Consider the following 20,227-nt stretch of genomic DNA (forward strand, 5'->3'; position numbering starts at 1 on the left):
ATGAGTGACGAAGCCCCCCCAACAATGAAGGAATATAAACCCAGTTGGATCAATGATCTTCTGGTCGCGTTGTTATTTCTGACCCGGATCCCCCTTAAGATAAATATGAACTTCTCCATGGCCGCCGTGGGATCTTCAGCTCGCTGTTTTCCGTTAGTAGGTTTGGTCGTAGGCGGGATATCAGGTGGGGCGTTTTTCGCACTGAATTTGCTTGGGTTGCCCGTTTTTGTGTGCGCAACAATTGCCGTTGGGCTTCAAATTCTGATCACAGGTGCCCTGCATGAAGATGCCATTGGGGATGTGGCGGATGGTTTTGGTGGCGGCGCTACCAAAGACAAAAAACTTGAAATTATGCGGGACAGCCGGGTCGGTACCTATGCCGTTGTCACCCTGATCATTGCAATTGTCCTTAAGATCACCTCCATAGGCTCCATGTATCCCGAAGTTATGGCTCTGCCAGCCATTATTTCCGCCGCAGTTGCAAGTCGTGGGGTGGTCGCATGGGGTATGTATCTCATGCCATCTGCACGCAAAGATGGACTTGGGGCAAGTGCGGGTAAACCGCCCCTTATGTCAGTCGTAGCGGCCCTGATTTTCACTCTTGTTATCCCCGTTGCGCTTATGGGGCCATTCGCAGCTTCCGCGGCATTGTTGGGGTCGTTTGTCTCTGCCGGTTTGATGGGATGGATTGCCCACCGTCAGATTGGCGGGCAAACAGGTGACGTCTTGGGTAGTCTGCAACAAGTCTCAGAGATTACATTTCTTGTAATAGCTGCGGGTCTATTTTCCGCGGGGTTTAGCGCGTGAGGTAGGTTCTGCCTGCAGGGGATCATCCGGCCAGTAATGCCTTGGATACTGCCCTTTCAGGTCCTTTTTCACATCTTTGTAGCTGTTCTTCCAAAACCCGGCTAAATCCTTGGTGATCTGGGCGGGACGCCGCGCCGGACTTAGCAAATGAGCGGTAAGCGGCACTTTACCATTGGCCAATTTTGGTAAATCCGCCATGCCGAAAATTTCCTGCATACGCACGGCCAACACCGGGGCTTCCGGGTCGGAATAATCAAGACGGATTTTTGATCCTGTCGGCACTTCCAACTTGGCTGGCGCCAACTGATCCAGTTCCTGCTGCAAGTCCCAATCAATAAGGGACAGCAGGATTTCTTCCAATTTCAGATCCTGCACCGCATCCAGAGTATTCTTGCCAAGAAGGTAAGGCTTTAACCAATCCTGTACCGTTTCTTTCAAAACCTCCTTAGTAACATTTGGCCAACCTTTATCCGGATCATGAAGGCGCACAAAAGCCAAGCGGTCCAATACTGCTTCACTTGCCCCATCCCAGGGAAGGGGCCTTAGATCCTTTGACGCAATCACATCGGCCAACGCGGTTGCGATTTGATCCGCGTCCGGAGATTTGATCCGCCTGCTTTCCAAAACCAGCGCTCCAATCCTCCGCTCTTCATCGGCGATAATTCTCTCACGCTCCGCATCCCATTGGACATTGAGGTGTGTATTTATCTGGTCTTCAAAATAGTCCTGCAACTGATGATAGGTCACGGCAGCCCCAAGATATATGCGGGCCTCTCTTCCCTTCCCATCAAGGTCCGCCACAACCATATAAGGCTCCCCCGCCATGGGATCCCCTTCATCCAGCTGAACACCACGCCCGCCAGACAACCGATAGCTGGTCTTCTTTCCTTTTCGAAGTTCCCCAATACGATCGGGATAGGCGAAGGCAAGGATAACACCGGCAAGGGATGGATCAGATTTCCCCTTTCCAAGAGAAAACCTTCGGCGCAGATCATCCGCATTTCGAAGAACCTGTTTTACGGCGGGGTTGTTACTGCCGCTATCCCGCGCTTTATTCAACAGATTAAGGCGCAACCTGATGTCTGCACTCCGCGCGCCTTCATTGGGTTTCAATATATCTCGCTCTGACAATAACGCGGCCAGATCACAGGCCAAATCCGCTTGATCAATCTCTTTGGCTTTGAGGATCATATGGGCGAGACGCGGATGAAGCGGCAGGCGAACCATTTCTTCGCCCAAAGGCGTAATGGCCCCACCGCCACCTAATCCATCCAGTGTTTTCAGCAAATCCTGAGCTTGCGCCAAAAGACCTGAGGGCGGCGGTGTCATCCAATCCAGCTCATCCGGCTCCGCCCCCCATTTGGCAAGCTCCAGCGCCAGTGAACAAAGATCGGCGTTCGCAATCTCAGGATCACTATGGGGAATAAGACCTCGATCTTCTGCGCGCGGCCAAAAGCGATAACTCACCCCCGGCCCTTGTCGCCCTGCGCGCCCCGTTCGCTGATCCGCAGACGCGCGAGAAATGCGTTTTGTCTCCAACCGGCTCATCCCGCTGTTGGGATCAAAACGAGGTTTGCGGGAGAGGCCACTATCCACAACAACTCTCACCCCTTCAATGGTCAGACTTGTTTCCGCGATATCGGTGGAGAGGACAATTTTTCGCCGACCTTCTTTATCTGGCAACAAGGCGCGATCCTGATCTTTTTGCGAAAGGTTACCAAACAGTGGCAGGATCGAGATATTCCGCTTTCGTCCCATTTCGGCCAAGGCAGATTGAAGCCTGTTAATTTCCCCTGCCCCGGGAAGAAAAACAAGAATGTCCCCTTCTGTCTCCGGGATGATGTCTTCCTCTATCCATTTGGCGAGGGGACCATCCATACGCCCTTTGATGCGCTCCTCGTAGAACCGGGTTTCCACAGGATATTGCCGCCCTTCGCTTGTCACAATCGGGGCATCATCCAATAGCTTTGCCACACCCTCTGCATCCAACGTTGCGGACATCACCAGTATTTTAAGGTCGTCTCGCAGAATTTCTTGCGATTGGCGGCACAGCGCCAGCCCTAGATCCGTGTTCAAATTCCGTTCGTGAAATTCGTCAAAAATGACAACAGCCACATCAGAAAGTTCCGGATCCTGCTGCAATTTTCGGGTGAGGATCCCCTCGGTTACCACTTCAATTTTAGTTTTCTGGCTGACTTTTACGTCCAGCCTGACACGATATCCAACGGTCTCTCCAACCTCTTCCCCAAGCAAATCCGCCATACGACATGCTGCGGCACGCGCCGCCAAACGACGCGGCTCCAGCATTAGTATTTTTCGATCTCCATTGTCTTTCAAATTCATCAACCACAGGGGAACGGTTGTTGTCTTACCTGCCCCGGGCGGCGCTTGTAGAACAGCCGTGTTCCGCCCCTCCATCACCTGCATGAGGATTGGCAGGATGGCTTCAACGGGAAGATCAGTTTTTGGAAGCGAGATAGACATCTTAATTTGTAATGCCTTCTGATTTCTGTGTTCTGGAAAGCAACGCAGGGAATAGAATTAAACTGACCAGCGCCGCAATAAAAGCCCCCATCATCAGAATAAATCCAAAACGGATTGTCGGCGGAAATTCGGATAAGAATAAAACGCTGAAACCGCAAAAAATGACCACGCTCGCCCCAAGGATACCCTTTCCCTGTTCAGCCAAGGCAACTTTAATGGGTTCAGCCGCCTGCCCTTTAATGGCACGCCGATAAGCAAGCCCCAAATGAAGAAGCGCATCCACCGCAATGCCAAAGGCGACACTGAAAGCCGGGGCGGAAATGATGTCGAGCGGCATATGAAGATAGCCACTGGTTCCAATTGAAATCAGCGGGATCAAACTTGCTGCTACCCCCATAATCAGCGCCACACGCACAGATCGCATGATAATCGCGGCCAGCACCGCAAAACTACACAGAAGGAAAATAACCCCTTCAATCAAACTTTGCAGAACCAAACCCGCCAGATATCCTTGCAGATAATAAACACCACCAGTTAGCTGAACCCTGAAACCCTGGTCATTTGCAATTTCTTGTAGCTCACTTACAATTTCTCGGCGCGGCTGATCCCGACCCTGTTCATACATACGAAGAAGGAAAAGGCTCTGCTTTCGATCTTCATCAAGGAAACTGTCCGCGACTGACTGGTTGACATCCAGTTGTAACAAAGTGACCATCTGCTGCCAGGGAACAAGAAACGCAAGAGGATGGTTGTTCGCTTCGGCAAGCAGCGCAGGTAAAGACAAAACCGTCCCGACACTTTCATGAGCCTCCAATGCTTGATGAAGAGACCAGAGTTTCTCATAAGCGCGCCCTGTATCCAGCGTCTCCCCTGTTTTCAAGCTCACCACAAGCTGAAGGGGGCTGCTGCCACCATTTTCATCGATGGTGACAAGACCTGACTTTATATCGCTTTCGTCTTCAAAATATGAAAACAGGCTCGGATCCCATTTCAGTTGCGCAGCACCATAGACAGAGGCCATCGCCGCGACTGACAACGCAACCATAAACACTGGTTTTAACACTGACCTTCCGCCTGTTTTCCGCACCTTTGCCGGTCCCCCGTTTCTCTGAACCGTCACCTTTGATAAGACCACCGGATACAGCAAAAAAGAACTTACAAAAGAAGAAACCACCCCAATACTGCCACCAACTCCCAATTGACGAAGGGGTTCTGCGCTTACCAGCAATAATGATAGGAAACCGAGCATTGTCGTTAGCGCACATAAAAAGGCTGCAGGAAGGGTAACTCGATAGGTAGCAATAAGCCGACTGGCGAAAGAACTGCCCGACGCGGTTAAAAAATTATTGGTCAAATAAATGGCCTGAGACTGCACAAGCACAAAAACAATGATAGCCAAATTGGCGGTTAGAATGCCGAAAGGTTGTCCAACCAATTGCAGAAGCAACATGGTCAACATGACCGCTGCAAATCCGCTCACAATTGATGAGATCGGGATCACAACTGATCGAAACAGAAATCCTATCAGGAGTGCGAAAACAAGCACCGCAATCACACTGAACAGGGAAACATCTTTCAAGATGCTTTGCTGGATCTGATAGGTGATATAGGGCATTCCCGAAATGTAGATCCCCTCAACGCCGGGGGCAGTCTTATAGTCCTCCGCGATTTCAATCGTTACTGCTGTCAGCTGCTCATTTCCATGGCGCGGCAGGAAGGCAATGATCAGGGATGACTTGCCATCCTCCCCAATTAACAAGGGTCGCCAGAAGGGACTTTTCAACGCAGCCTCAACATCCTCAGGTCCACTGCTTAACGACAAGAGACGATTGAAACCCGCAAGTGTATCCAGTCTGTTGGTCATATCCCTGATGGATCTCAAATATTCGGGAGAGCGGATATTGTCTGTTGAAACTTGCAGGATTAGAAACTCTTCTGCAGGGAAAAGGTCATTTATCCTTTTAGCTTCGGCAAGCTCCGCATCATCGCTACCAAAGAAGAAATCAGGCGACACGACCGGTTTCACATCAAGCCAAGTAGCGGACAGAAACAGAAGGGCGGACAAAATCCCCGCCGCAACCAAGAGCCATAATCTGTAGATTGATTTTTCTGTCATTTGCTGCATCTTGGCAGAGTTGATTTATCTGTCCAGTGCAAAGCTGATTTGAGATCCCGCCATGTCTAACCTGACCAAAAAAATTGAGCTTCATTCCCAACTTTCTACGCCGCCGCTTGAGGAAGTAAGTCTTGATGGTTGGCGCTTACGTTTCACAGGCGGCCGTACCCGGCGCTTTAACTCAGTAAACTTCACAGGATCGAAAGTTGGATCCCTGCAACTGCGGGAGCGCCTGCAAAAGGTTGAGGAGTTTTACAAGGAACGGGACCTTCAGCCCATGTTTCGCATGACCCCGCTTTGCGAAACACCTGACTTGATGCAAATTCTAATCCAGCGTGGCTATACACTTGAAGATAAAACCAATGTAAACATTCGAAATATCACACGTGATGAAATCCCATCTCCATCTGAGGAAATAGAGATTTCGACGACTGTTAATGATCAGTGGCTCGATGCACTTGCAAGGCTGACATCACGCGACAAAACCGCTTTTGAAGAAATGGTAAAGCGCCTGAAAATTGACCATGTGTTTGCAAGTTTTAAAGTGGATGGAAAAATCACATCGACCGGGCTTGCGACAATTGACGGTGGCGTGATGGGTCTTTTTGAATTTGCAACTGATCCAGATTATCGGCGTCAAGGACAGGCAGAGCAGGTAGTCAATGCACTTCTAGCCCACGCTAAAAAACTAGGTGTCAGTGATGTCTACCTTCAGGTAACCGCAAGCAATGTAGCAGGACAGGGCTTCTGGTCCCATATGGGATTTGGTGAAACCCTGTATTCATACGAATATCTAACCCGCTATTAAGTTATGGCTTGTTGAGGATAATTTCGGTGCCGTCTTCAAAGAAGACTTCGTCGCAATTATCCCCCTCACCGCCGCGATCAACCACAAGAAAATCGCTCACCTCTTCCAATGCAAGTACTGGATGATGCCAGGTTCCTGCATGGTAATTCACCCCTTGATCGGCGCGCGCAACAAAGGCTTCCAACTGATCAGGTGTTGGGTTTTCACCCGCAGGAGCAACCACCACCAGATAAGGACGGCCGCTCAACGGCATGAAAGCCTGACTTCCTTTTGGATGCCGTTCCACCAATTTTATATTCAGCGGATAGTCCAAAGGCTGGGCTTCAAAGATATTGATTAGGGTGTGCCCACCTTCCAACGTCTGAACGGATGCCAGATCGTGAAAACGCCGAGTAGAGCCTTCATTAATCATGAAATGATCACTTTCCGCCTTAGAGATAACATCTCCATAAGGGGCGAAGGCTTCCTTCGTCAGTTCTTTCAGTTTCAGTTCCATGGGATTATTTTTCAACCTTACCAAACAAACGAAGTCTGCTGACACCGCCATCAGGGAAGATGTTCAGACGCACATGCGTTACTGGCCCAATATCTTCGATTTCTTTCTCGAACCTGTGGATGTTGTCCATGCTGAGTTTCTGCGGTGGCATCAGTGTCTTCCAGAACATGCTTTGTGTCACCAAGGAGTCATCTGTCCCGCCCGTCATATAGGCCGCCTGAATGGAGCAGCTATCCGGGAAGTTCCCTTTAAAATGTGCGGTATCCACTTCGATGGCTGAAATAGTTCCGGGTGCACCTAGCTGAATAAGCGCCCAGTCATTACCAGGCTCACGGCGGCGGCGGGTTTCCCAACCGTCACCCATATTCACCCCACGGCCTGGCGCCAACAGGTTAGCCGGAGATCCGAAATGTTCGTTATTGGCGGTAACAGCACGTGCACCGTTCAGCATCGCAGCCAGATCAACTACCTCATCTTTATCGCGGGCATCCCAGTTGCAGTTAAACCAGCCATAAACACGAAGGCGCGCCACACCGCCATCCGGGAAAATATTCAGGCGCAGATGGGTCCATGCTGCGTCGCTTGCCACACGAAGCAGATGATGGGCATCCGGACCAAGTGAAATCGCCGGTACGATCTCCTGCCATTCGGTCTTATCGTCTGGCTCCCCATCCACCACATTGCAGGCATCGATAGAAGCCGCCGGTGGATAGTTGCCGGTGAAATGACTGGTGTCGATGTCCACCCCTTCGATAACTCCGGGCAGGCCAAGTTTCAGGATACAATGATCATATCCTTCCCCGCGCTTGCGGCGACTTTCCCAACCATCCATCCATTTCCCGTTTTCATCATATTTACCCGGGATAAAAACCGCATCCGCCGGATCAATCAGGCGGGATTTGTCGGCAAAGAAGTCATCGGTTGCAAAGGTGACTTCGGCCCCAAGGCGTGGCTGTGCCAGATTTACGCACCCTTTAACAAAATCAGCTTCTTCAAAGGTCAACAATGTCATTATTCTCTCCAATAGGGGCGTTCTTAAAGATCTTGCAGGCGAAATGCCGCGATCTTGTCAATTTCTGCTAAAGCGGTTTCAAATTCGGTCGCCTGATCATTCTCCAGACGGTTTTCAAAACCTTTCAAGATTTCAAAACGATTGCTGTTTCGAACGGCTTTGATGAACGGAAAACCAAACTTGTCTTTATAGGCTGCGTTGTAAGTCTGAAATTTCTCAAACTCTTCGTGAGAGCATTCATTAAGTCCCGCCCGCGCCTGCTCCGACGTAGATGACGCGGTAAGCTCACCGCGTACCGCTGCTTTGCCGGCAAGGTCAGGGTGGGCATTTATCAAATCCAGCTTCGTCTGCTCGTCTTGCAGTGCGACAACCTTGGCCATTGCAGCTGCCAAAACATCTGCATCGTTAAAGCTCTCATCAAGGCCTGCATCAAAAACCTGTTCGGCCACCCATGGGGAATGTTCATACACCCCGCCGAAAAGAGAAACAAAATCGTCGCGGCTAAGAGTGTTGGGTTTATTTTTCAATTCAGCCATTTATCAATCTTCCAATGGGTGATGTTCATGCCAGTGACGGGCAATATCGATGCGCCGCGCGAACCAGACACCTGAATGAGAGGACGCATATTCCAGAAAACGTTTTAAAGCTGCGATACGGCCGGGGCGGCCTACAAGACGACAATGCAGGCCAACGGACATCATTTTTGGCGCGTCTTCCCCTTCTTCATACAAGGTGTCAAACGTGTCTTTCAGATAGGCAAAATACTGATCGCCACTATTGAAGCCTTGCAAAGCCGCGAAACGCATGTCGTTTACGTCCAGCGTGTAAGGCACCACAAGCTGGCTTTTGCCATTTTCTTTGTACCAATATGGCAAATCATCATCGTAACTGTCCGCATCATAGAGGAACCCCCCTTCCTCCATTACCAGTCTGCGAGTGTTTGGACTGGTTCTACCAGTGTACCAGCCCAATGGACGCTCCCCCGTCATGCGTTTGATGATCTCGATAGCTTTTTGCATATGCTCCCGCTCCACTTCTTCGGGAACATATTGATAGTTGATCCAACGATAACCGTGACTACAGATCTCGTGACCTGCTTCCATAAAGGCATCCACAACTTCTGGATTCCGCTCCATCGCCATGGCGACCCCAAAGATGGTGAGCGGAATATCGTATTTCTTGAAAAGTCGTAAGAGCCGCCAAACACCCGCGCGGCTTCCATATTCATATATGGATTCCATGCTGATATGGCGAACGCCTTGTAACATGTCCGCGCCGATGATTTCAGACAGAAAAGCTTCTGATGCGTCATCTCCATGAAGAATGCAATTTTCACCACCTTCTTCGTAATTGAGCACGAATTGTACGGCGATCTTTGCTTTATTTGGCCATTTGGGATCAGGCGTGTTCGCCCCATAACCGATCATATCCCGTGGATAACTGTTATCCATACTTATCAACCCTCTCCCGACGTGCGCGAGGCACCACTTCCGGTATCCCTAGAAAAAATCCGATACAGATCCTCATCCCCCTTCTCTTCAGAAAGGTGCAATGATTGTTCAATGGCCTGCAAATGCATCCCCATGAGATCTACAGCCAGATCCACATCCTTTGCTTCCATCGCTTTTAAGATATCCTGATGTTCATCACAGGAGCAGCTCTGCGCCGCAATTTTATTTGACTGATATTGCACATGGATCAAAGAAGTGCGCGAGACAAGTTCCCGCAGAAATTCTTCCAATGTGTGATTGTTTGCAATTCGGGCAAGTTCAAGGTGGAACTCACCTGACAAGGCAACCCACTTACTATGCTCTCCCTTTTCGATGGCTTTTTCTTCGCGCCCGATCATGTTTTTTAGGCGTTTAATATCAGCAGGGGTCGCTTTCTGCGCGGCGGACTTCATGACACTCGCCTCAATAACTCGGCGGGCCTCCAGAACATCCATAGCCTCTTCGGGAGTGGGTTCTGCAACAAACGCCCCTCGGTTCGGCTGGATTTCAACAACCTTTTCATGAGCTAATCGTTGCAGCACTTTTCGGATGGTGGTGCGACTTACGTTGAAAATCTCACACAAAGCATCTTCAGACAACTTCGTCCCCGGCACCAGACGTTGCTCCAAAATGGCGCCAAACATCTCCTGATAGATATCACTATCCAGTTGTCCCGATTTCTTTTTTTCCGCGCTGCTGTCTTTCACGGGAATTCAATCCGCTTTCAAAATTAGAAAACAATATTTTCAATTATTGTATACAACTTGATGGAAAATGATAGCCCTATTTTTTGCGTAAACATAAGGCAAATGAGGAAATTTTAGCCACAAAATTGCCGAAATGCCCAAAGCCCGCTGAATTTGAGAAGAGCATTCGCTCATGACTTTATACAATATATATAAAAAATGTGGACAATATGACGCAACTGTAGCATCCTCAAAAGCTGAGCAGGTGGTCAGTTATCTTTTCAACAACAAACGACCGCCAGAAGGGGAGTATTTCCAATGGGAAAATTGACAACTCATATTTTGGATACGCGGGATGGGAAGCCCGGAAAGAACATTCTGATCCAATTGTATGTTTTGCAAAATGAAAGCTGGGAACTCTTGAAAGAGGTTCGCTCTAACGATGATGGAAGATGCGACGGACCGCTTCTGGAAGGTGATGATCTGAAAACAGGTCAGTACGAACTTGTATTTCACGCAGGCCAGTATTTTGATGATCAGGGCGTTGACTTACCTGAGCCGAAATTCCTGGATGAGATTGTATTGCGGTTTGGCATTCCTGATGCGTCAGAGCATTACCACGTCCCTCTCTTGGTATCCCCGTTCAGCTATTCCACCTACCGGGGAAGTTGATCCTGTAAATCTGTCGCTTCGAAAATAAAGCGGGGCGATTTTGTTATTTTATGTTTTATATATCTAATATAGATATTTGTTGGCGGCGAAAGAATGCGAGACACCATCAAGTTTGTCAGAAACGGGAAAATTCAGGAGTTGGAGAATGTTGATCCAACCCACACCCTGCTGAATTACTTGAGATATGATGCGGGAGACACCGGCACCAAAGAAGGATGCGCGGAAGGTGACTGTGGTGCCTGTACCGTTCTGGTTGGTGAACTTGTCGGGGATGAAATTCTCTACAGCGCGGTCAATTCCTGCATTCAGTTCTTACCGATGCTAGATGGCAAAGAGATTGTCACCGTTGAAGATATCGCAAACGATCCTTCCAAACCGCATCCGGTTCAATCCGCCATGGTGGAGGCGAACGCAACGCAGTGCGGTTTCTGCACACCAGGATTTGTCATGTCGCTTGTTGCAGAACGTCACGGCGCCAACCGTGCGGACGTTTCTGGCCTCAACGATGTTTTGGCGGGCAACCTCTGCCGCTGCACAGGTTACGGCACCATTCTGGACGCAGCCCAAAAAGCGGCCGCCAATGAGGAAGCAGATATTCTCGACGCCAGAGAAGACCAAACAGTTGATCTTCTTAAAAGTCTGGTCGCTGAAGATATGCTCGCGGTGGATACTGAAGGATATAAATTCTACGCGCCAACCACCGAGGCGGAACTGGAAGATCTTCTCTCCCAACACCCAACTGCAACCATCCTTGCGGGCGCGACAGATGTCGGGCTTTGGGTCACCAAACAACATCGTGACCTGCCAATCATCATTTACCTTGGCAAGATTGAAAGCCTGCAGGAACTTAGCGTCTCTGATGACAGCCTAACCATCGGCGCAGGTGTCACCTACAGCGATGCACACAGCACGCTCACAGAATATGATGCAGACCTTGGGGAATTGGTGCGCCGCATTGCGTCCACCCAGATCAGAAATTCAGGTACCATTGGTGGCAACATCGCAAATGGCTCCCCCATCGGGGATATGCCGCCCGCACTCATTGCCCTTGGTGCAACATTGGTACTGGGATCAAGGGAAGGGGAGCGAAGCCTGCCCCTTGAGGATTTCTTCATTGAATATGGAAAGCAGGACCGCCGCCCCGACGAATATGTAAAACGCATCATCCTGCCTTCGAAAGAAGCGGACCAGTCTTTCGCCACATACAAAATCTCAAAACGGTTTGATCAGGATATTTCCGCTGTTTGCGCGGCTTTCAGTGTCATTATCGAAGATGGCACCGTCCAAAATGCACGCATTTGCTATGGCGGCATGGCGGGGACGCCAGCGCGGGCTGGCGGCGCCGAAAAAACACTCATTGGTCAGGAATGGACATTGCAAACTGTTGGGGAAGCAATGGCCGAGATGGCGAACGATTACACGCCCCTAACCGACATGCGGGCAAGCGATGATTACCGAATGCAGGTGGCACAAAACCTTCTGATGAAATTCTTCATTGAAAGCACAGATGCCAAAGCCAAAACCCGCATCCTTGGGGAGGAAGCTGCCAATGCGTAATCCGATCCCAAGCAGAACAGAAATCCGCGGTAAAGTTCACAAAAACCACACTCACGACAGCGCCATGAAACAGGTGATGGGCGGCGCGCAGTATATTGATGATCTGCCAGAGGCCAAAGATCTACTGCATATGTATGTGGCGCAAAGCACCGAAGCCCATGCCCGCATCACAAAAATGGATCTATCTGCTGTTAAAGCTGCCTCGGATGTCGTCGCTGTTTATGCTGCTGAGGATGTGCCGGGTATCAATGACGCCTCCCCTGTTGCGGGTGATGATCCTGTTTTTGCGGAAGGTCTTGTTGAATATGTGGGACAGCCACTCTTTGCAGTTGCCGCAGAAAGCCTGGAAGCCGCACGAAAAGCGGCCTCCTTTGCCGTTATTGAGTACGACACCTTACCAGCGCTCATAACAGTTGATGACGCGATGGCAGCGAAATCTTTCGTGATGCCCAGCCGCACGTTGGAGCGCGGAGACCTAGACACCGCCATTAAAAGCGCAGCCCATCAGATCAAGGGGCGTATGGAAATTGGCGGTCAGGATCATTTCTATCTGGAAGGTCATGTGGCTCTTGCCACCCCTCGCGAAGATGGGGATGTTCACGTCTACAGCTCTACCCAGCACCCAACAGAAGTTCAACATAACGTTGCCAAATTCCTCGATGTGCCAGACCATTCGGTCACCGTCGAAGTTCGCCGCATGGGCGGTGGTTTTGGTGGCAAGGAAACGCAAGGGGCGTGGTTTGCTGCAATGACAGCGCTGGCGGCAACGCAAACAGGACGTCCCGCCAAACTGCGTCTCGATCGTGATGACGATATGGTTATGACGGGCAAGCGCCATGATTTCGTTGTGGATTACCGCGCGGGCTTTGACGATGACGGACGACTCAGCGGTGTTGAATATACATTTGCGTCCCGTTGTGGTCGTAGCGCGGATTTGTCTGCAGCGATTAACGATCGCACCATTTTCCACGCGGATAACGCCTACTTCATGGAAAATATCCGTGTCATCTCCCACCGCTGCAAAACCCATACGGTTTCCAACACAGCCTTTCGAGGTTTTGGCGGACCGCAAGGGATGGTGGCCGCAGAACGTCTTATGGATAAAATCGCCCATAAGCTTGGCAAGGATCCACTAGAGGTTCGAAAAGCCAATCTTTATGGCAAGGAAGACCGCAATGTCACGCCGTACCATATGACGGTGGAAGACAATATTGCCCCGGAATTAATGGCGGAATTGGAAGCATCGTCCGACTACCAAAAACGCCGTGCCGATATCCGTGCCTTCAATGCAGCAAACCCGTATCTTAAAAAAGGTATTTCCCTCACCCCTGTGAAGTTTGGGATCTCCTTTACAACTACTTTCCTTAATCAGGCGGGTGCCCTGCTCCATGTGTATACCGATGGCAGTGTCATGTTGAACCATGGCGGCACCGAGATGGGGCAAGGCCTGTTTATCAAAGTGGCGCAGGTTGTGGCGGAAACTCTGCAAATTGATATTGAGCGGGTTAAAATCACATCGACCTCTACGGATAAAGTGCCAAATACATCTGCAACTGCAGCCTCTTCCGGATCAGATATGAACGGTAAAGCCGCAGAAGCGGCGGCACTCAAAATCAAAGAACGTCTGATCAAATTTGCCATGTCTCATTTTGAGGTGGCGCGTGAAGATATTTCATTCCTGCCGAACCGGGTCAAAATTGGCGAGCAAGAAATGAGTTTCGCGGAATTTGTGCGTCTGGCTTATCTCAACCGAATTTCCTTATCCGCCACTGGCTTCTACAAAACGCCCAAAATCCACTATGATGCTGAAAACTATTCAGGGCGGCCCTTCTACTACTTCGCTTACGGTGCCGCGGTTTCAGAAGCCCTCATTGATACGCTGACAGGCGAAAGTAAAATTACCCGCGTGGATATCCTCCACGACACAGGCAAAAGCCTAAACCCGGCCATTGACCTTGGGCAGATTGAAGGCGGCTATATTCAAGGCATGGGATGGCTGACCACAGAAGAGCTTGTATTTGATGACAGCGGTAACCTCCGCACCCATGCGCCATCCACCTACAAGATCCCGACATGCAGTGACCGCCCGGCTATCTTCAATATGTCCCTTTATGAAAAAGGCGAAAATGTAGAAGACAGCATCCACAAATCCAAAGCGGTGGGGGAACCCCCCTTTATGTTGGCAATTTCGGCGTTTAATGCCATTGCGGATGCCGTCAGCAGCGTGTCAGATTATGAGACTTACCCCGATTTGAACGCCCCTGCGACGCCAGAAAATATCTTGCGGGCCATTTCAGATCTCAACGGGAAAGAATAAACACGTGAATGATTGGCACGACATAAAAACAAAGCTGGAAGAGTGGGATTGCCCCGCTCTCTTAGTAACTGTTTTACGTGCCGACGGGTCTACGCCTCGGGAAGCCGGGACCCATATGCTGGTTAGTGCCACCCAATTGGCAGGTACTATTGGGGGCGGCCGGTTGGAGCAATTGGCCATCGAACGGTGCAGAGAGTTACTGAAAAGCGGCACCGCCCATTCAGAGAAACTGTCTCTCCCCTTAGGTCCAGAACTGGCACAATGTTGCGGTGGGTATGTGGAACTGGCCATTTACACCATTTCATCACAAGCAATTATTCCGTCAGAAAAAGTGGTCCTAACCTGGCAAAATGAGGATCTGAGCATTCAGTTTTTATCTGAGCAGGAATTATCAGAGTTGGATACAAAACAAACTCAGAACTCCCTCGAGCAAGATTACCGTCGATACGACTTTACCCTTGCCCTTTATGGAGCCGGACATGTGGGTAAGGCGATCGTCAACATTCTTGCTCCGCTTCCTTGTAAAATCATTTGGGTTGATACCCGATCAGAAGAATTTCCTGCTGAAACAGCCGATAATGTTGAGAAAATAATCTGCCGGGATCCAGCAGCCGTTGCTACTGACATTGAGCAAGGTGCATTGCACCTGATCATGACACATAGTCATCGGCAGGATTACGACATTGTTCGCAATCTACTGGAAAAAAGTACTTTTCAGTATGCAGGGCTGATCGGATCAAAAACCAAATGGGCGCGATTCAGAAAAAGATTGCTGCGCGAGGGGGTTTCCGAAAACGAGATCAACAGGATTACCAGTCCTATCGGACAACCTGCACTGAAGGGGAAACATCCAACAGAAATCGCGATTTCCGTAGCTGCAGACATACTTATTCGCATATCTGAAAGAAATCATGTCGCAAACAATGACAACATGACAGACAATCAGGTCGAAAAAAGCCTATCTCTGCAAGCGGATAAAGAGGTAGGAAAACAAAAAGCCGGTGCTATAACAGCATCAAAACAGGGATAGTAATGGTGTTTGGATTGGGAGAGGGTCTCGATGGATAATGTTGGGGGAGTGACGCCCAGATTGTCACTGGCGGGGATCACAAAAGCATATCCCGGCGTTCTGGCAAATGATGATATTCATCTGAATATTCTACCGGGTGAAATTCATGCTTTGCTTGGGGAAAATGGCGCCGGTAAAAGTACGCTTGTAAAAATCATTTACGGTGTCCTTAAAGCCGATAGCGGGACAATTGCCTGGGAAGGCAAACAGATGGAAATTGCCAGCCCGCAAGCTGCCCGCAAACTCGGGATCGGCATGATTTTCCAGCATTTTTCCCTGTTCGAAGCCATGACGGTCACAGAGAATATTGCCCTTGGTATGCCTGGCAGACAAAATATGGCGGCACTGGCAAAACGAATTGTCGAAGTGTCCGAAAAATATGGATTGCCCCTGCAACCAGACCGCCATGTACACACTCTGTCGGTGGGTGAAAAACAGCGTATTGAAATCGTTCGCTGCCTTTTGCAGGATCCCAAACTTCTGATCATGGATGAACCCACATCGGTTCTGACACCGCAAGAAGCGGAAACCATGTTCAAAACTCTCCGTAGGCTTGCAGAAGAAGGTGTGTCTATTCTCTACATCAGTCACAAACTGGATGAGATCAAAGCGCTCTGCCATAAGGCGACAATCCTTCGGGGTGGCCGATATATTGCGGAATGTGATCCAACACAGGAAACCGCGAAAAGCCTGGCCGAGATGATGATCGGCACCAACCTGACACCACCGCGTCATACGGACAATGACAAACGCGGCGCAATTAAACTCAAAGCCCATAACATGTCATTGGACACGGATGATCAGTTCGGCGTCGATCTGAACCTGATTAATTTTGAATTGCGCCGCGGCGAAATCCTGGGGATCGCCGGTGTTGCGGGTAACGGCCAAGTGGAACTTCTGCAGGCTTTGAGCGGCGAACGCACGCTCCCCAACGGGGATGAACTGTTACTGGATGGTCAGGCAATTGGCCATTTGGGACCGGTGGACCGCCGCAACAAAAAAATCTCTTTCGTTCCAGAAGATCGCTTAGGGCATGGCTCTGTTCCTGATATGTCATTGGTAGACAACGCTTTTTTGAGCGCATATCGCACCAAAGGGCTTCTCTCCAGCGGTTTGATTAACACACCAAAGACCACAAGATTTGCCGAAGATATTGTAAAAGCATTTGATGTGCGCACGGCTGGTGTCGATCACACCGCAGGAAGCCTCTCAGGAGGTAACCTGCAAAAATTTATCGTTGGCCGTGAAATGATGCAGGATCCTGAACTTATCATCATTGCTCATCCGACGTGGGGTGTTGATGCAGGCGCTGCGGCTGCCATTCATCAGGCCATCATTGATCTTGCAGATAACGGGGCCGCGGTTCTTGTGGTCAGTCAGGATCTGGATGAGCTATTTGCCATCAGCAATCGCATCGCCGTCATTGCGGAAGGGCGTCTTTCTGCAAGTCGCGATATTGATGAAATTACCATTGAAGAAATAGGCCTTCTCATGGGCGGAACAACGTCAACCGACGCATCGGCACAGGAGGGCGCAACAGTTGCTTAAAATTGAAAAAAGACCCGAACCGTCGAAATCAATGGTCTATATGACCCCGGTTTACGCCCTGCTTTTGACGATTGCGTCCAGCACCGTTCTCTTTAGCGCATTGGGCGTCAGCCCACTGGAAGCGCTGAACAACTTTTTCATTCTTCCAGTAGGGGACACCTACGGAATTACAGAACTGCTTGTGAAGGCAACGCCACTTATTTTATGTGCCATTGGCCTTTCCATTGGTTTTCGCGCCAATGTGTGGAATATCGGCGCTGAGGGGCAACTCACCATGGGGGCTATCTTTGGCGGTGGTGTTTTTATCTACCTCTATGATGTAGACAGCTTCCTCCTTCTGCCTGCCATGATCATAATGGGGGCTGTCGGCGGCGCTTTGTGGGCTGCCATCCCCGCTTTTTTCAAAACACGGTTTAACGCCAACGAAATTCTTACCAGTTTGATGCTGGTGTATGTCGCGGTTCTGGTTCTCAGCCTCTTAGTCCACGGACCTTGGAGGGACCCGGACGGATTTAACTTCCCGGAATCCCGTATTTTCAGTGAAGCGGCGACAATGCCCGTTCTATGGGAAGGGACACGCCTTCATTTCGGAACAGTCCTTGCGCTTGTTGCCGTTCTCGGTGCGTGGTTAATGCTGGCAAAAACTCTGGTGGGTTTTCAAGTCAAGGTTATCGGCGCTGCGCCTCTTGCAGGCTCTTACGCTGGATTTAGCCAAAAGAAAATCGTCTGGTTCAGCCTTCTGGTGGGGGGCGGCCTTGCCGGTGTTGCTGGCGTATCAGAAGTCTCTGGCCCCATTGGGCAACTTCTCCCATCCATTTCACCGGGCTATGGCTTTACCGCTATCATTGTTGCTTTTCTGGGTCGTTTGCATCCTGTCGGGATTGTCTTCGCGGGTCTGTTGATGGCTCTTACCTATCTTGGCGGCGAAACAGCACAGATCAATCTGGGCCTGCCCGTTGCTGTCACAGGTGTTTTTCAAGGCATGGTCCTGTTCTTCCTGCTTGCCTGTGATGTTCTTGTAAATTATCGGTTCCGCTTCAAGTCATATGGAAAGGCAGCGTCATGAGTGGTTTTGAATGGGTCGTCCCCGTTATCCTGACGATTATCACCGCTGCAACACCGCTTGTCTTTGCGGCCATCGGTGAATTGGTAACAGAGAAATCTGGCGTCCTAAACCTTGGCGTTGAAGGCATGATGCTGGTGGGTGCCGTAGCGGCATTTGCGACCGCTACCGTTACCGGCAGTTATCTTCTTGCCATTGCGGCGGCGGCGCTTGCTGGAGCGGCCCTCGCCTTTGTTTTTGGTATTCTCACCTTGTCCCTGATGGCAAATCAGGTGGCCACAGGCCTTGCCCTGACTTTATTTGGTGTTGGCCTCAGTGCCCTTGCCGGTCAGGGGTTTGTGGGAGAGCCGGTCAAAGCGCTTGAGAAGCTCAACATCTCAGGTCTGACTGATTTACCGTTTGTGGGCCCTATCTTGTTTGGACAGGATCCTTTGGTGTACCTGTCCTTTATCATGGTCGCCCTGGTAAGCTGGTTCCTATACAAAACCAAAGGGGGACTGATCCTGCGTGCCGTAGGTGACTCCCACGATGCGGCCCATTCCATTGGATATTCGGTTATTGGCATTCGGTATCTGGCTGTTTTGTTTGGCGGCGCTATGTCTGGCATTGGCGGGGCATACCTGTCGCTCGCCTACACACCAATGTGGGCAGAAAACATGACCGCGGGCCGCGGCTGGATTGCCCTTGCTCTTATTGTTTTTGCCACCTGGAAGCCAGGTCTTGTTTTGATAGGCGCTTATATGTTCGGCGGCATTACCATTCTTCAATTACATGCTCAGGCGGCGGGTCTGGATCTACCTTCACAGGTTTTATCCATGCTCCCTTATCTGGCGACTGTAATTGTGCTAGTACTGATTTCAAAAGACGAATCTCGAATTCGCAAACACGCGCCTGCCTGTATCGGAAAGATATTCCATCCAGCGGCATAATATTTGCTTTATCAAAGTTTTTTCGACAGAGGAGAAAAACATGAAAGTTTCAAAATTTGCAGGCCTGCTTGGCGCAGCCCTCGTTGCAGGTGGCATGCTTGCAAGTGGCGGTGCAGCAGCTCAAGACAAAATCGGCTTTGTCTATGTTGGTCCAATTGGTGACCATGGCTGGACTTACCGCCATGACATTGGTCGCTTGGCCATCGAGAAAGAGCTTGGCGATAAAGTAAAAACAACATTTGTTGAAAGCGTCAAAGAAGGCCCAGACAGTGAACGTGTGATCCGCAAAATGGCGGCTGATGGTCACAAGCTGATTTTCACAACTTCTTTTGGCTTCATGAACCCAACTGTTAAAGTCGCCAAAGCCTTCCCTAACGTCAAATTTGAGCATGCAACAGGCTACAAACAGGCGAAAAACGTCAGCACATATTCTGCACGTTTCTACGAAGGTCGTTATGTGATCGGTAAAATTGCCGGTAAAATGACTAAATCCAACGTCATCGGTTACGTTGGCTCCTTCCCAATTCCAGAAGTTGTTCGCGGCATCAACGCAACAGCACTTGCTGCACGCAGTGTAAACCCTGACGTTCAGATCAAAGTAGCTTGGGTGAACACTTGGTATGATCCAGGTAAAGAAGGCGATGCCGCTAAAGCCCTGATCGACCAAGGCGCTGACATTATTCTGCAGCACACAGACAGCCCAGCTCCTCTGCAGGTTGCTGAATCCCGCGGTGTATGGGCAGTTGGTCAGGCATCTGACATGAACAAATTTGCGCCAAAAGCCCAACTTACAGCCATTATCGACAACTGGGACAAATACTATGTAGAGCGCGCAAAAGCGGCCCTCGACGGCACATGGGAGTCTCAGGACGTTTGGATCGGCCTGAAAGGCAAAATGGTTGAAATCGCACCATACAACAAAGCAATCCCAGCTGATGTTGTTGCCCTTGCTGAAGAAACACGCAAAGGCATTATGGATGGTTCTATCAAGCCATTTGCAGGTCCATTTAACAAACAAGACGGATCTTCCGCAGTGAAAGCCGGTGAAGAACTGGATGACGGCGTCCTTCTTGGCATGGACTGGTATGTTGAAGGCGTTCAAGGCAAACTGCCTAAGAACTAATTCAATCGTCATCTGAAAACAGAACCCCTGCCGGACTTGAACCCTTCGGC

At 50.0% G+C, this 20,227-nt stretch carries 17 protein-coding genes; 10 read left to right on the plus strand and 7 right to left on the minus strand.

Annotated elements, in window-relative coordinates:
- The gene (gene cobS, locus GUA87_RS14920; protein WP_193717393.1) at positions 1–807 is read left to right on the plus strand and encodes an adenosylcobinamide-GDP ribazoletransferase; all 807 of its coding nucleotides are present in this window, start codon (positions 1–3) and stop codon (positions 805–807) included.
- On the opposite strand, the gene hrpB is transcribed toward cobS, so the two are convergent.
- A complete protein-coding gene (hrpB, locus tag GUA87_RS14925) occupies positions 781–3,291 on the minus strand; it encodes an ATP-dependent helicase HrpB (RefSeq protein ID WP_193717394.1) in 2,511 nt (836 codons plus the stop codon). The genes cobS and hrpB overlap by 27 nt on opposite strands.
- A gap of 1 nt (position 3,292) precedes the next feature.
- Positions 3,293–5,407 carry an efflux RND transporter permease subunit gene (locus tag GUA87_RS14930; RefSeq protein ID WP_193717395.1) on the minus strand — a complete coding sequence of 705 codons (2,115 nt, stop codon included), beginning with the start codon at positions 5,405–5,407 and terminating at the stop codon, positions 3,293–3,295.
- 61 nt (positions 5,408–5,468) lie between these two features.
- Here GUA87_RS14930 and GUA87_RS14935 point away from each other — a divergent pair, with 61 nt between their 5' ends.
- Complete coding sequence (locus tag GUA87_RS14935; RefSeq protein ID WP_193717396.1) at positions 5,469–6,215, plus strand: GNAT family N-acetyltransferase; 747 nt, start codon at positions 5,469–5,471, stop codon at positions 6,213–6,215.
- 1 nt (position 6,216) lies between these two features.
- Here GUA87_RS14935 and GUA87_RS14940 read toward each other — a convergent pair whose 3' ends face one another.
- The 5 genes from GUA87_RS14940 to GUA87_RS14960 are packed head-to-tail and all read right to left on the minus strand — an operon-like array spanning position 6,217 to position 9,920.
- Positions 6,217–6,711, minus strand: a complete 495-nt coding sequence (locus GUA87_RS14940; RefSeq protein WP_193717397.1) for an ureidoglycolate lyase — start codon at positions 6,709–6,711, stop codon at positions 6,217–6,219.
- Between the two features lie 4 nt (positions 6,712–6,715).
- Positions 6,716–7,723, minus strand: a complete 1,008-nt coding sequence (gene alc, locus GUA87_RS14945) for an allantoicase (RefSeq protein ID WP_193717398.1) — start codon at positions 7,721–7,723, stop codon at positions 6,716–6,718.
- A 23-nt stretch (positions 7,724–7,746) separates the two neighbouring features.
- Entirely contained in the window at positions 7,747–8,259 is a 513-nt protein-coding gene (uraD, locus tag GUA87_RS14950; protein ID WP_193717399.1) for a 2-oxo-4-hydroxy-4-carboxy-5-ureidoimidazoline decarboxylase, read from the minus strand.
- 3 nt (positions 8,260–8,262) lie between these two features.
- Positions 8,263–9,174, minus strand: coding sequence for an allantoinase PuuE (gene puuE, locus GUA87_RS14955; protein WP_193717400.1), 912 nt, complete (start codon positions 9,172–9,174; stop codon positions 8,263–8,265).
- Positions 9,175–9,179: 5 nt separating this feature from the next.
- The gene (locus tag GUA87_RS14960) at positions 9,180–9,920 is read right to left on the minus strand and encodes a GntR family transcriptional regulator (RefSeq protein WP_321575922.1); all 741 of its coding nucleotides are present in this window, start codon (positions 9,918–9,920) and stop codon (positions 9,180–9,182) included.
- 297 nt (positions 9,921–10,217) lie between these two features.
- Here GUA87_RS14960 and uraH point away from each other — a divergent pair, with 297 nt between their 5' ends.
- The 8 genes from uraH to GUA87_RS15000 all read left to right on the plus strand — a co-directional run bounded on the left by uraH (position 10,218) and on the right by GUA87_RS15000 (position 20,177).
- On the plus strand, positions 10,218–10,571 hold the full coding sequence (uraH, locus tag GUA87_RS14965) for a hydroxyisourate hydrolase (RefSeq protein WP_193717401.1): 354 nt from the start codon (positions 10,218–10,220) through the stop codon (positions 10,569–10,571).
- 93 nt (positions 10,572–10,664) lie between these two features.
- Entirely contained in the window at positions 10,665–12,128 is a 1,464-nt protein-coding gene (gene xdhA / locus GUA87_RS14970; protein WP_193717402.1) for a xanthine dehydrogenase small subunit, read from the plus strand.
- Entirely contained in the window at positions 12,121–14,445 is a 2,325-nt protein-coding gene (gene xdhB / locus GUA87_RS14975; RefSeq protein WP_193717403.1) for a xanthine dehydrogenase molybdopterin binding subunit, read from the plus strand. Before xdhA ends, xdhB begins: the two co-directional genes overlap by 8 nt.
- A 4-nt stretch (positions 14,446–14,449) precedes the next feature.
- On the plus strand, positions 14,450–15,475 hold the full coding sequence (xdhC, locus tag GUA87_RS14980) for a xanthine dehydrogenase accessory protein XdhC (RefSeq protein WP_193717404.1): 1,026 nt from the start codon (positions 14,450–14,452) through the stop codon (positions 15,473–15,475).
- 30 nt (positions 15,476–15,505) lie between these two features.
- Positions 15,506–17,062, plus strand: coding sequence for an ABC transporter ATP-binding protein (locus GUA87_RS14985; RefSeq protein ID WP_193717405.1), 1,557 nt, complete (start codon positions 15,506–15,508; stop codon positions 17,060–17,062).
- Positions 17,063–17,093: 31 nt separating this feature from the next.
- Positions 17,094–18,128 carry an ABC transporter permease gene (locus tag GUA87_RS14990; protein WP_193717517.1) on the plus strand — a complete coding sequence of 345 codons (1,035 nt, stop codon included), beginning with the start codon at positions 17,094–17,096 and terminating at the stop codon, positions 18,126–18,128.
- On the plus strand, positions 18,125–19,054 hold the full coding sequence (locus tag GUA87_RS14995) for an ABC transporter permease (RefSeq protein WP_193717406.1): 930 nt from the start codon (positions 18,125–18,127) through the stop codon (positions 19,052–19,054). Before GUA87_RS14990 ends, GUA87_RS14995 begins: the two co-directional genes overlap by 4 nt.
- A 40-nt stretch (positions 19,055–19,094) precedes the next feature.
- Positions 19,095–20,177, plus strand: coding sequence for a BMP family ABC transporter substrate-binding protein (locus GUA87_RS15000; RefSeq protein WP_193717407.1), 1,083 nt, complete (start codon positions 19,095–19,097; stop codon positions 20,175–20,177).
- Positions 20,178–20,227 lie beyond the last annotated feature (50 nt).

Source organism: Sneathiella sp. P13V-1, assembly GCF_015143595.1.
Classification (GTDB): Bacteria; Pseudomonadota; Alphaproteobacteria; order Sneathiellales; family Sneathiellaceae; genus Sneathiella.

What these genes read in the sequence shown, in the direction of transcription:
- GUA87_RS14990 (WP_193717517.1), top strand. Translation starts at nt 17,094, where the DNA reads ATGGTCTATATGACCCCGGTTTACGCCCTGCTTTTGACGATTGCGTCC.
- GUA87_RS14995 (WP_193717406.1), top strand. Translation starts at nt 18,125, where the DNA reads ATGAGTGGTTTTGAATGGGTCGTCCCCGTTATCCTGACGATTATCACC.
- GUA87_RS15000 (WP_193717407.1), top strand. Translation starts at nt 19,095, where the DNA reads ATGAAAGTTTCAAAATTTGCAGGCCTGCTTGGCGCAGCCCTCGTTGCA.
- cobS (WP_193717393.1), top strand. Translation starts at nt 1, where the DNA reads ATGAGTGACGAAGCCCCCCCAACAATGAAGGAATATAAACCCAGTTGG.
- alc (WP_193717398.1), bottom strand. Translation starts at nt 7,723, where the DNA reads ATGACATTGTTGACCTTTGAAGAAGCTGATTTTGTTAAAGGGTGCGTA.
- hrpB (WP_193717394.1), bottom strand. Translation starts at nt 3,291, where the DNA reads ATGTCTATCTCGCTTCCAAAAACTGATCTTCCCGTTGAAGCCATCCTG.
- xdhB (WP_193717403.1), top strand. Translation starts at nt 12,121, where the DNA reads ATGCGTAATCCGATCCCAAGCAGAACAGAAATCCGCGGTAAAGTTCAC.
- puuE (WP_193717400.1), bottom strand. Translation starts at nt 9,174, where the DNA reads ATGGATAACAGTTATCCACGGGATATGATCGGTTATGGGGCGAACACG.
- xdhA (WP_193717402.1), top strand. Translation starts at nt 10,665, where the DNA reads ATGCGAGACACCATCAAGTTTGTCAGAAACGGGAAAATTCAGGAGTTG.
- GUA87_RS14935 (WP_193717396.1), top strand. Translation starts at nt 5,469, where the DNA reads ATGTCTAACCTGACCAAAAAAATTGAGCTTCATTCCCAACTTTCTACG.
- GUA87_RS14940 (WP_193717397.1), bottom strand. Translation starts at nt 6,711, where the DNA reads ATGGAACTGAAACTGAAAGAACTGACGAAGGAAGCCTTCGCCCCTTAT.
- uraD (WP_193717399.1), bottom strand. Translation starts at nt 8,259, where the DNA reads ATGGCTGAATTGAAAAATAAACCCAACACTCTTAGCCGCGACGATTTT.
- GUA87_RS14930 (WP_193717395.1), bottom strand. Translation starts at nt 5,407, where the DNA reads ATGACAGAAAAATCAATCTACAGATTATGGCTCTTGGTTGCGGCGGGG.
- uraH (WP_193717401.1), top strand. Translation starts at nt 10,218, where the DNA reads ATGGGAAAATTGACAACTCATATTTTGGATACGCGGGATGGGAAGCCC.
- GUA87_RS14985 (WP_193717405.1), top strand. Translation starts at nt 15,506, where the DNA reads ATGGATAATGTTGGGGGAGTGACGCCCAGATTGTCACTGGCGGGGATC.